This is a genomic window from Microcoleus vaginatus PCC 9802 (assembly GCA_022701275.1).
Lineage (GTDB): Bacteria > Cyanobacteriota > Cyanobacteriia > Cyanobacteriales > Microcoleaceae > Microcoleus > Microcoleus vaginatus_A.
The window spans coordinates 6,074,668-6,088,236 of the sequence record CP031740.1; the positions used below are offsets into that span (position 1 = coordinate 6,074,668).

The 13,569-nt window shown below is 47.1% G+C and carries 3 protein-coding genes; 1 reads left to right on the top strand and 2 read right to left on the bottom strand.

Going from position 1 to position 13,569, the window contains the following annotated elements; all coding sequences use genetic code 11:
* Both D0A34_25175 and D0A34_25180 read right to left on the bottom strand, forming a co-directional pair.
* Complete coding sequence (locus D0A34_25175; protein ID UNU21696.1) at positions 1-5,145, bottom strand: DUF4347 domain-containing protein; 5,145 nt, start codon at positions 5,143-5,145, stop codon at positions 1-3.
* A 205-nt stretch (positions 5,146-5,350) separates the two neighbouring features.
* Complete coding sequence (locus D0A34_25180; GenBank protein UNU21697.1) at positions 5,351-9,103, bottom strand: CHAT domain-containing protein; 3,753 nt, start codon at positions 9,101-9,103, stop codon at positions 5,351-5,353.
* A 569-nt stretch (positions 9,104-9,672) separates the two neighbouring features.
* On the opposite strand from D0A34_25180, the gene D0A34_25185 reads away from it, so the two are divergent.
* Positions 9,673-13,512 (top strand): serine/threonine-protein kinase PknK, encoded by a 3,840-nt coding sequence (locus D0A34_25185; protein UNU21698.1) that lies wholly within the window; start codon positions 9,673-9,675, stop codon positions 13,510-13,512.
* Positions 13,513-13,569 lie beyond the last annotated feature (57 nt).

Here is a 13,569-nt window from a genome sequence, read left to right on the forward strand (position 1 = left end):
CTAAAAAGTTACTCCCTGAACTATACTGCTGGCAGTGACTCCCTTCAAGACAGCTAAATATTCCCCTGTTACCTGATACTGAATTATAGTATCGTTCACCAAAGCGCCCGTCCCTTGATAAATATTTAACTGGTTAAAAGCCAGGGGGCTAATTAAATCAATTTTGTCTTGATTTAGCGTAAAATCAGTAATAACATCGGCGGCGGCTAAGTCTGTTCCACCAGTATCGATCGCGATCGCAAACACATCAAAACCCAATCCGCCTGTGAGAGTGTCGGCACCCATTTCTCCAAATAAGTAATCATTGCCCCCGTCGCCAAACACTATATCGTCGCCATCGCCGCTGTAAATGCGATCGTTTTCCTTACCTGCGTAAATCAAGTCAATACCGCGATCGCCACTAATAAATTCACTCCCTTGGCCGCCAAAAAGAATGTCATTGCCATCACCGCCCCTGATGCCGTCATCACCTTTTTGTCCGTAAAGCAAGTCATCCCCTGCTTTGCCATGAAGATAGTCATTGCCGGGGCGTGCGTGGATAATGTCGTTTAATGCCGATCCTGTGATGCGATCGTCCTTATCTGTCAAACCGATTACTGATTTGTTCAACAAAGTTTTGACATCGCCTAAGTTATCGTTATCGCTGATATTGACTGTGAGAGGGGCGACTAGATTATTATACAATGTGTCAGTGCTAATAGAGGCGTGGCTAATTGAGCTTACACGATCGCCCTCAACAACCGCATCGTCAACCGCAGTCACCGTTACCGTTTGAGCGACCTTCCAATTGCCGGGAGTAAAAGTAAGGGCAGGTTGGCTGACAGTAACTTGAGTTTCAGGGGTAATGGCGACGGTGACATTAGCCGTTGGCTGAGTATTTAGTCGCACTTTGTATATATCGCTGCCCAAGCTTTCGAGTACCTCGGTAGTGCCAAGTGGTTCAAGGAAAATGACAGCGGGAGTACCTAGAGTTGTTGTCGCAGTTGGAGTCGGAGTCGGAGTTATTGTCGGTGTTGGCGTCGGAGTTATTGTCGGAGTTATTGTCGGAGTTATTGTCGGAGTTATTGTCGGAGTTATTGTCGGAGTTGGCGTCGGAGTCGGAGTCGGAGTTATTGTCGGTGTTGGCGTCGGAGTCGGTGTTGGCGTCGGAGTTATTGTCGGAGTCGGAGTTGGAGTTGGAGTCGGAGTTATTGTCGGAGTTGGCGTTGGAGTCGGAGTTGTTGTCGGAGTCGGAGTCGGCGTGGGAGTCGGAGTCGGCGTGGGAGTCGGTGTTGGCGTGGCAATGTTAACGGTAAAACTGCCTAAATTGCTAGCTACAACTTGATTGCCAAAAGTATCTTTTACTTGCGATGCTTGCAAATTAACAGCGTAACTGCCATTATCTGTATCATCCCAACTTCCCCCAGGCGGAGTCAGCGAATAAGTTGCCGTGCGAGGTGTGCCATTACTATTAGTATCGACGCTGACAAATGTAGCGGGAATTGCACCACCTGACCAGTTTACTACCAGATCAGAATTATCTAAACTGCTAACATCAACTCCACTGCTATCAGTGAAAGTAACTGTCAATGTCTGACTTGCGCCGCCCGCTGTAATAATGTTAGAAATTGTACCCAAGCTACCAGTAGGTGCGGTAAAATCAGCAGTACGAACCAGTTGAGTTGCTGCGGTATTGTTATTACTCGCAGTATCCGTAGCTGTTGCCTCCGGTACATCAACTGTGACAGCGCTATCAGCATTCGGTGTGACTGTAAAATTATAAGTCGTGCCGCTACCTGTAAAGCCGCTAACCGTACCGTTAGTAACATTAATGCCACTATTACTAAATCCTGTCACATTTTCACTGAAAGTTGCTCTGACTAAAAATGGTGCATTTATTGTTGTGGGTGAAGTTGATGTTAAGGCAACAGTTGGCGGTGTAAAATCAGCGGTACGAACCAGTTGACTGGCAGCGGTATTGTTATTACTGGCAGTATCCGTAGCTTTAGCAGCAAGTACATCAACTGTGACAGCGCCATCACCATTCGGTGTGACATCAAAGGTGTAGGTTTTGGCATCAACTGTGACAAAGTTACCGACAGTCGCATTGGTGACGGTAATATCAGTATTATCAAACCCAGCGACATTTTCGCTGAATGTTGCTGTGACGCTAAATGCTGCGTTGACTGTGGTTGCTGAAGTTGATGCTAAGGTGACATTAGGTGCGGTAATATCAGCAGTACGAACCAGTGGAGTGGCGGCTATATTATTATTACCCGCAGTATCTGTGGCTTTAGCAGCAAGTACATCCACGGTGACATTACCATCAGCATTAGGTGTGACATCAAAGGTGTAGGTTTTGGCATCAACTGTGACAAAGTTACCGACAGTCCCATTGGCGACGGTAATATCAGTATTATCAAACCCAGCGACATTTTCGCTGAATGTTGCTGTGACGCTAAATGCTGCGTTGACTGTGGTTGCTGAAGTTGATGTTAAGGCAACTGTTGGTGCGGTAAAATCAGCGGTACGAGTTAACTGAGTGGCCGCCGTATTGTTATTACTCGCAGTATCCGTAGCTTTAGCCACAGGTACATCAACTGTGACAGCGCCATCAGCATTCGGTGTGACATCAAAGGTGTAGGTTTTGGCATCAACTGTGACAAAGTTACCGACATTTGCATTGGCGACGGTAATATCAGTATTATCAAACCCGGTGACATTTTCGCTGAATGTTGCTGTGACGCTAAATGCTGCGTTGACTGTTGTTGCTGATGCTGATGTTAAGGCAACTGTGGGTACAATCGTGTCTACAATTATGGCTCTGGTATCCGCTAAAGAGTGTCCCGCAGAAATAGTTAAAGTTGCATCATTTCCAGCAGTATCTTTTAAGGTTGCACCAGTCGCTAAAGTTATACTATTTGAATTAAGGTCGAGGCTATTTTGTCCGGTTGCTGGAGTATAAATGCCCACAGCAGATGTACCCGTAAAAGGTGCAATAGTAACAGTGCCACCTGTGTCTAAGGCGACACTCATATTACCGCCTGCTAAGGTGACGGCTTCGCTGAAGTTGACGGTAACGTTGATGTTGCCAGTTGTGTTGTAACTGCCGTCAGTGGTGGTAGAGGTGACGCTGGCGATGGTGGGTGCAAGGGTATCAATAACTATGGCTTTACTACCGCCGAGAGAGTTAGCTGAGGCGGTAGCGGGGAGAGTTAAGATGCCATCCACAGTCAAATTATCTTTAATTGTGCCGCCGTTGAGGGTGAGGGCACTTGTGGATAGGTATTCTAAGTCGAGGGAAGTGTCTCCGGCTTGCACTACATAGTTGAACGTGAGGGCTGTACCGCCGCTACCAGAGGCATAAGTGGCAAAGCGGTCGGTTGTGCCGGTTTCTACCTGCAGTTGAGGTGTGCCGGTGACGTTGACAGCGGCATCGAAGGTGACGGTGATATTGATGGTGCCACCGACACCGTAGCTGCCGTCAGCGGTGGTGGCGGTGACAGCAGTAACTTTGGGGGTGGTGTTGAGCAGGATGCCGGCGTTGTTGTCGCCCGGGTTCCCCACAGCTAAGTCAGGTTTTCCGTCGCTGTTGATGTCACCGATGCTGACGGAGCGGGGGTAACGGCCAGTTGGGAAGGGAACTTGGGGGGCGAAATCAGGGGTGGTCGCTCCGGTGGCAGTATTGTTGAGCAGGATGGAGACGTTGTTGCTGAAGTCGTTCGCCACAGCTAAGTCAGGTTTTCCGTCGCCGTTGATGTCGCCGATGCTGAGGAATCTGGGGCCAGCGCCAGTTGCGAAGGGAACTTGGGGGGCAAAAGTGGGGGTGGGGGCTCCGGTGGCAGTAGTGTTGCGTAGGATGGAGACGTTGGCGCTGTCCGTGTTCGCCACAGCTAAGTCAGGTTTTCCATCGCTGTCGAGGTCGCCGATGCTGACGCCGAAGGCGCCAGCGCCAGTTGCGAAGGTAACTTGGGTGGCGAAAGTGGGGGTGGTGGCTCCGGTGGCAGTAGTGTTGCGTAGGATGGAGACGTTGGCGCTGCCGTAGTTCGTCACAACTAAGTCAGGTTTTCCATCGCTGTCGAGGTCGCCGATGCTGACGCCGAAGGGGCGATCGCCAGTTGCGAAGGTGACTTGGGTGGCGAAAGTGGGGGTGGTGGCTCCGGTGGCAGTATTGTTGAGTAGGATGGAGACGCTGTTGCTGCCGCTGTTCGCGACAGCTAAGTCAGGTTTCCCGTCGCCGTTGATATCGCCGATGCTGACGGAGGCGGACTTAGTGCCAGTTGGAAAGGGAACTTGGGCGGCGAAAGTGGGGGGGGTGGCTCCGGTGGCAGTATTGTTGAGTAGGATGGAGACGTTGTTGCTGGTGTAGTTCGCCGTTGCTAAGTCAGGTTGACCGTCGCCGTTGAAGTCGCCGATGCTGACGCCGAAGGGGCCAGCGCCAGTGGCGAAGGGAACTTGGGGGGCGAAAGTGGGCGTGGTGGCTCCGGGGGCGGTGGTGTTGAGCAGGATGGAGGCGGTGTTGCTGTCGGTGTTCGCCGTTGCTAAGTCAGGTTTCCCGTCGCCGTCGAAGTCGCCGATGCTGACGGACAAAGGGTTACTGCCAGTAGGGAAGGTGACTTGGGGGGCGAAGCCTAGTAAACCGCTGTAGGTTTTGAGGGTGGTTTCTGTGAGAATTAGTTTTGGCTTTTGAGGGGATGGGGGGATGAGTTGGGGGATGTCCCAGGTGCCTCCTCGTTTGCTGTTGCCTGTAGGGTGGGGGTTGGCGGTGATGTTGGCGCCTGTGAGTTGGTTGAGTTGAGTGAGGAATTGGTGGCCTGTGTCTCCGGCTGCTAGGTTACACCCGTAGAGGAGAATATCGGCACCAAGAATTAGTGCTTTGCGCCACTGTTTGAGTTGAGGGGCGAAGCTTTCTATGTTGCTGTTGTTGAGTGTATTTGTACCGAGATGTACTGCACCAGGACTGCCGTGAGAGATAATATGGATTGCTTCTATATTTTGTTCAATTGTTAGCCTTTCGGTGATTTGCTCAATCCCCTCCCGCGTTTCATCTAGGATAATTACTTCTGCATTTGGGGAAACGCCACTAATTAAGCTCTGATAATCTTCAACACTTGAGTCAATAAAAACTAGAAGTGAAACCAATTTTTGGTGTATCATTTGCATCATATTTACTTTTAAACTTTTAGAGTTTTCCTTCAAATAACATTAGTAAAATTACTAGCAATCAGATGTTAGGAATTTCCTTGTTACTGGCGATTGCTTCGCTTCTCAATGATAGTGTTATTTTTTATGCATTTCCTACTAGGTCCTTACGAATAACAAAGCAATTTTATGGCGCGATTCACGAAGCAATTGCAATTACCTTTATACCTTACCAAGGACTCCCAATCATTGTAAAGCCCGACCAATAATAAGGATGGAAGAGATTTTCATTACCTAGTTTAGCTAATTCAGGTGGCAATTCTAACTCCTTATTTAAGTTTGAGAAAATTAAACGGCCATTTTCAATGCGAACTTGACCTTTGAGCATGGCGATTTGAGCCTGCCGTAAGGCTTCGGCTTTAATAGGCGCGAGTTTTAACTCATGGTAAAATTCAGCCATTAACCCTAAAGTACCTTCATCGCTGACGTACCAAAGACTTGCCAAAACTGATTTCACCCCTGCTTGCACAGCTAGCCCCGCAAAGCCTAATTCCACGCCCTCATCACCCACAGCAGTTTTACAAGCGCTCAACACCAATAGCTCAACTTTAGGCGGCTGATTCCAGCCTAGTTCGCGCACGCGATCGAGTGTTAGCCTGGTGTCTGATAACTGAATGTAAGAATTGCTCGGTACTCCTGACTTAAACTCTCCGTGAGTGGCGAGGTGAATAATTCGATAGGCTTGGGCGCGGCGTTGCGACCTGAGATTATTGAGAGTAAAGGTTTGATTAAGGAAAGATTCGCCTTTCCATTCGGAGGCAATAGCGTTAAGTTCTGCAGGCACTGCTAGCAAGGGTTCGTTATTGGTAAATTGCGAGGCTCCCATTGCTAAAACTTCAGCATTTTTAACGCTTTCATAATTGGTATCGGTCAAGTTGACGCTGGGAATGAGTCCGATGCTGTACTTTTCTACTAGAAATTGGGAACCGTCATGGAGGGCGGCTAAGGGGAGCGATCGCAACCCCGTATCCATACTAAAAACTAGCGTATCGATGCCCTGAGCTTTCAAATCAGCTTCCAAGGGAGCAATTATCCACTGGTAAAGTTGTTGGGATGCTGGCAAATAGCTCTCAGTATTGATGTTTCTGGGATTAAGGAGTTCCGATCTGAAATTGCCGGCCACTTGCATCAAAGTTTCGCGCTTAGCTGCGGGGATGCTTTTGTGAATTGGGAGGCCTGTAGGGGGAACGATGATCAGGTCTAATTGTTCAGGGCGGGCTAAGGTGTAGATAATAGCCGGTTTTTTACCAGTTTGGCTAGCGATCGCTCTAATTCTTTGCTGTATGGCCGTAAAAGATTGCAAATCCCGCCTGATTTGTTGGTTAATGTATGACCCCACTTGTTCACTATAGAAGATATCAAGAAAGAAACTGCCTTGAGGAATATCGCCTCTATCGATCAGTCGTGTGATATCGCTGGGGCTAACTCTATTTAGAGGCGATGCCGTTTGAACAACTTCGCTTTCCCAATCGGATCTGTAGTTAAAAAGAGATTCAATTCTATTAATGCTATTCAGGTTGCCAGATTCGGCGATCGCGTTGGTAATTGAAATATCGGGTAAAGGGAAGGTGGCACCCACAGACGGAGATAGAGTGGGTGTCGAAGTTGGCAATGGCATCGGCGCTAGCACTTCAGGCGTAATGGGGGGCACAACCAATATCGGTGATGTTGTTGGAAATGATATGGGCGATGGCGCGGGTGATGTTATTGGAGATGATATAGGTTCCGGTGTTGGAGATGGTGTTGGTTCCGGTGTTGGAGATGGTGTTGGTTCCGGTGTTGGAGATGGTGTTGGTTCCGGCGTTGGAGATGGTGTTGGTTCCGGCGTTGGAGATGGTGTTGGTTCCGGCGTTGGAGATGGTGTTGGCGATGATGTCGGTGCCAATGTTGGAGATGGCGTCGGCGATGGTGTCGGCGATGGTGTCGGTTCCGGAATTGGTTCCGGTGTCGGTTCCGGCGTTGGCGAGGGTGTCGGTGCCGGCCTTGGCGATAGCGCGGAAGTAATGATAGCAATATTGCCCTGAGTGTAAGTGCTAGGCGGCACCGGCACCGCAAACTGTGGCGAAATTGTCTCGGAACCTGATGCGATCGCTCCCGTCGTCCCATTCGTTGTCGCATCGCCGACAATAAAAGGTGTAGTAGTGCTCCCCGCGTGGCGAATAGTAATCGCGCCGCCACTTGTGCCATTAGCGCTGGAAATGCTCACATTTACACCGTTACTATCTGTAAAAGTGCCGCTGACTGTGAGAAGATTGCCAGCCGTGAGGTCAATACTGCCGCCAGTAGACTGAAGAGTGCCTGTAACGGCGATGTCGCTAGCAGCTTTGAGAGTAATATTGCCCCCAGAAGTGGCGATCGCATCCAGCGCAATGTCCCCTCCTGATTCCAAAATCACAGGCCCGCCTGCTGTCGAAATCGCTCCCACTCCGATGCTATTGCCCGAAGCAACACCGGGTGAAGCAAAAAATGTCTCCCCTGCGGTGACATTCGGCGGCAGATTCGCAGCATTCGCCAGAGTCGAAACGCCCGATCGCAGAATTAAAGCTGCACTACCTGAAAGCACCGCCGCATCTGGATCGGCGGAACCCAACAAAGTAGTATCTGGCCCAGTGATGGTAATATCTCCGGCCGCGATCGCGCCTTTTGCTTCTACCTTAAGTGAGGTTCCAGTATAATCACCAAATCTTACATCTCCCTCGGAGCTAATAATCGGGTCGAACAAACTCACAAAACTGCCGCCGTTGCCAGACAATGTGAGAATACTTAGATTACCTCCCGCAGCGAAGTGAGCATCACCGGAAACATTGCCATTGCTCAATAATGTGATATCCCCTGCGGATTGGAATGCAGGGTTAGGGTAATTTAGCGCCAAGATATCAATATTTTGATTACCTTGTATAGTAAGATTGCCGCCTGCGATCGCCCTGAAAGCGTTATTTCCATCCCTCACCCGCACCGTATCTCCTGCCAATAGATTCAAATTACCCTCAGTAAGTAGCTGGGTTTCTACCAAAGTGAGATTACGTGCTGCCGAGAGTGTAGCATTCTGACTATTAACAGTAGAACTAGCGATCGCAACATCCCCGCTTTCCACGCTCAAACCCGCCGTCAAAACCACTTCTCCTGCACCGTTAACGGAGATACCAGTAGCAGAGTTTCCACCTGCGCCCCCAAGCAATTGCGGAAGAGACAAAGGCAGAGATAATTGCCCATTCTGTGCCAACAATCCCCCGTCAACAACCCCTATTTCTAAACTTAATAAATGTCCTTCTTGACTAAGCCGAATAGTATTCTCACCGGGAACAGCAGCGACAATAATATTACCTTGGGGAGCCTTGAGGGAACCAGTGTTGACAACTGTGCCGCCAATTAAACTTATACTTTGCCCCGCCCTGACTGCTAAAGGACCTGCATTGATGATACTTCCCGGTTGGCTGAGATTAAAGTAAAAAGTGTTCGGAGTTCCTATCAGCGTACTGTAATAGTTCGCTCCGGCAACATTGAGCAAACCCGAATCAAAACCGATGTTAGTAGCAGTAGTAGCTGTAAAAGCAGCCGGAAGATTCAAGCTAGCATTAGGGCCAAAGATAATGCCCGAAGGATTGATTAAAAATAGGTTGGAATTGCCACCACTTACTTGAATTAAACCATTAATAATAGAAGGATTGCCTCCTACTACCCGTCCTAAGATATTGCGAATAGCGGGATTAGAGATAAAATTAGCAATCTGCCCTTCGGTAAGCCCAAACTGTTGAAAACTGTGGAAAAGATTCGCTCCATCTCTAGAAGTTTGGCCACCAGTGATATTCAAGCGATCGCCGTTGTCAGGCGTGACAGTAGTGCCAGTGCCATCAGGTGCGGGAACAATGGGTTGTCCTTGTACCACCGCTGTACTCAAAATAGTGGCTGCGATCGCTAGCATTGCAGCACTCTGTATAGAAAAGAAGGCTAGTTTCATTAGCTTTGAGCTGGCAGAGTACGTATCTGACAATTATAACTTTAAGGTATTAGCTACTCAGTGGGGTCAACTGCGACGCAGGCTTAGCTATTATTAAGAACGTCGTCGGCATCAGGGCGGTTGCTTTACCTGAAAATCACATTCTGCACCCTCAACTCTCACGATCGGTTTTTACTTATTTTTATCCAGCAAAAAAGCTATAATTTATAGCTTTAAACCGTACATTGACGGATAAAAAACTTTTTAAAAGCCTAATTTATTACTTAAAAAATAGAGTTTTCTGCGTAATTATGCTGTGTGAAACCCCAGGCTGCGTAATGTGGGCTGAAAATCAAAGCAAAAGTGCGATCGACTGCTGAGGCATCATACAAAGTAGGCGATCGAAATCGGGGCTACCACAAAGTATTTCCAGGCTGTTACCCCAAAAACTCAACATTTGTTAACAAACCCCATTTTGTCCTTTTTAACGTGCTATTCTCTACACAAAGCTGGTGCGTTTTGACTTAGCGTTAATTTTTAGCAAAAAAATCAATATGTTGTCGATTCCAGGCGTTACCGTTGTGACACTTCTCTATGAAAGCGCCAACTCTCTCGTTTACCGAGCGATTCGGGAAGCAGATAACCAGCCGATTATCCTCAAACTGCTCAAAGAAAGCTACCCCACACCTCAAGAATTAGTGCGCTACCGCACCGAATACCGCATCACCCGAGAGTTGAAAGAGGCGGGAGTCGTGCAGGTTTATGACTTGCAAAAATACCAAAACAGCCTCGTGATGTTTGTGGAGGACTTTGGCGGCGAATCCTTGAAAGTTTGGATGCAGCAGCGGAAGTTTAGTCTCAAGGAGTTTCTGCAAATTGCGATCGCCACAACTGAAATTTTAGGCCAAATTCACCGCGCCCACATCATCCACAAAGATATTAACCCTTCTAATATTGTTTACAACCCGGAAACGGAACAATTAAAAATTATTGACTTTGGCATTGCGACTCAGTTAACGCGGGAAAACCCTACGATTAAAAGCCCCAACATTTTGGAAGGCACTCTCGCCTATATGTCACCGGAACAAACCGGACGAATGAACCGCATTTTAGATTATCGAACCGATTTTTACTCTCTCGGCATTACTTTTTACGAATTGTTGACCAATAAGCTGCCTTTTGAGACACCAGATGCGCTCGAATTAGTCCACTGTCATATCGCTAAACAGCCATTACCACCCTCTGATATAAATTCAGAAATTCCCCAAGTAGTTTCAAATATTGTAATTAAATTAATGGCGAAAACGGCCGAAGAGCGATATCAAAGTTCTTTCGGAGTTAAAGCGGATTTGGAAAACTGCTTAAATCAATTACAGAACCTAAATATAATATTATCTTTTCCAATTGCCAATCAAGACATTTGTGATAAATTTCAAGTCCCGCAAAAACTCTATGGCAGAGAGCAAGAAATCGAAATTTTACTAACCGCTTTTGAGCGGGTTACATCCCAAAGCGAATTAATGCTCGTTAGTGGATATTCCGGCATCGGTAAATCAGCTTTGGTGCAGGAACTCTACAAACCAGTTACCGAGAAGCGGGGGTATTTTATCTCGGGAAAATTTGACCAGTACCAGCGCAACATTCCCTACAGCGCCATCGTTACAGCGTTTCAAAAATTAATCAACCAATTGTTAAGCGAAACGGAAGCACAGCTTCAAGAGTGGCGTGAAAAACTTCAAGCTGCCTTGGGGAACAATGGGCAAGTGATTGTCGAGGTAATTCCTGAAGTAGAGTTGATAATTGGCAAACAGCCTGCCGTGCCAGATCTCGGCCCCAACGCGTCTCAGAATCGCTTTAATTTAGTCTTTCAAAACTTTATTAAAGTGTTTACTAAAGCCGAACATCCCCTAGCATTATTTATCGATGATTTGCAGTGGGCGGATGGCGCTTCTCTGAAATTAATGCAACTGCTGATGAGCCGGGGCCGGGCATCAATCGGCTTGTTTTTAATTGGGGCGTATCGGGATAACGAGGTGGGATCTGCTCATCCGTTAATACTGGCAATCGAGGAAATTGCTAAAAGTGGGGCAATTATTAACCGGATTTTCTTGGCACCTTTCGAGTTACTGACTGTTAGTCAATTTATTTCAGATACTCTCAATAGCTCTGAGAGTGCAGCAAAGCCCCTAGCCGAGTTGGTGCTTTTTAAAACCGGGGGCAATCCGTTTTTTATGAATGAGTTTCTCAAGTCCCTTTATACGGAAAATTTACTAGAATTTGACTTTCAGACATTGAGTTGGCAGTGGCAGTTAGGGCAAATTCACGCGCGAGGCTTTACTGATAACGTTGTCGAACTAATGGCACGCAAAATTCAAAAACTGCCAAAAAATACGCAAGAAGTGTTAAAGTTAGCTGCCTGCATCGGCAATCAATTTGACTTAAAGACCCTGGAGTTAGTCGCCGGATACTCGCTAAAAGATACAGTCAGCCATCTGTATCCAGCAGTTACTGAGAGTCTAGTTGTGCCGTTCGGGAATATAGGGGATGTGGAATTAGCGATCGCGGCGACAGAATTTCTCGCTTGCCCCTTACCAACGACCCAATCCCCATTTTTAGAATACAAATTTGTTCACGACCGGATTCAGCAGGCAGCTTCTTCTCTGATTCCCGAGGACACAAAGCAAGCAGTACATTTGCAAATGGGACAGATCCTGCTAAAAGATACTCCGCCTGACAAACGAGAAGAAAAAATATTTGATATTGTTAATCAACTGAATTTCGGCACCGAGTTAATCACTTCTAGAGCAGAGAAAGATGAACTGGCACATTTAAACCTCATAGCAGGCAAGAAAGCGAAACTATCGGCAGCGTATCAGCCCGCATTAAATTATTTGCAAGTTGGCATAGGACTGTTGGCAGCCGATAGTTGGCAGCAACGGTACGATCTCACTCTCTCGCTTTACGAAGAAGCCGCTGAAGTTGCCTATCTTAATGCAGAGTTTGATTTAATGAAAATATTTATTGAAGCAGTGTTATTACAAGCAAAAAAAGTATTAGATAAAGTAAAAGTTTATGAAGTAAAAATTATTGCAGACACTGCCCATAGCCAGTTTGATGACGCGATCGCAAGTGGATTAGAAGTGCTTAAATTGCTGGGAGTAAGATTGCCCAAACAGCCCAAAAAACTCGATATTTTATGGGGAATGCTGCGAACAAAACGGACAGTAGGACTTCGACCCATTGCCAGCTTAGTTGACCTGCCAACAATTAGCGACCCTGACCTTAAAGCAGCGATGCGTATTTTAACTACGATCGTCTCTGCTACTTACTCGGCTGCACCGCTGCTGTTCCCACTGATTGTGTTGAAACTGGTCAACTTATCCATCAAATGGGGCAATGCTTCTGAATCTGCTTTTGCCTATAGTTGCTATGGGATGATTCTCTGTAGCGTTGTCGGTGATATAGAGAATGGCTATCAATTTGGTCAACTCGCCCTCAACTTGCTCTCCCGGCTTAATGCAAGAGTTGTTAAAGGTAGGACAGAGATGGTAGTACATGGCATAATTCAACACTGGATAGATCCTGTAAAGAAAACGTTGAACCCACTGCGGGAAACTTACGCGGTTGCACTGGAAACTGGAGATTTAGAATTTGCAGCCTATTCAGCTTACCACTACTACTACCATGCCTTTCTGAGCGGCTCCGAATTGGCGCAACTGGAGTTAGATATGGCGACCTATGCTCAGGTCATTCGTCAAATGGGGCAAGAAAAAGCTGTTGATATGCACAATGTATATCATCAAGCAGTCCTCAACTTGCAAGGGCTAGCCAAAAATTCCTGTTATTTGATTGGCAAAGCTTTCGACGAGGAGGTGATGCAACCTGCGCTTCAAAGCAGAAATGACCGCACTGCCATTTGCTCTTTGTACTTCAATAAGTTAATGCTTTGCTTTTTATTTGGTGAGTACGCTCAGGCCGTGGAAAATGCCTCAGCAGCCGAAGATTACCTAGATGGGGTTACAGGACATCTTACCGTTCCTCAATTCTACTTTTATGATTCTCTAGCGCGTCTGGCAGTGGCTACTGATGCTGAGCAAGCCGAGCGAAAGCCCCTTACGAGAAGGGTGCTTCACAACCAGAAAAAGATGCAAAAATGGGCAAAGTATGCCCCGATGAATAACTCGCATAAATATCTGCTCGTAGAGGCTGAACTTTGTCGGGTGCAAGCCCAAAATGCTCTTGCAATGGATTATTACGATCGCGCCATTTCCCTCGCCAAAGAAAACGAATACATTAATGAAGCTGCCATTGCTTACGAACTGGCCGCTAAGTTTTATCTATCCACAGGTAAAAAACTGACAGCGAGAGCTTATATGCAGGAAGCGCGTTACTAAGTAGGTCGGCGCAAAAAAACCGAAGTATGTTAAAATAAGTAAAGAAAGAGAATACAT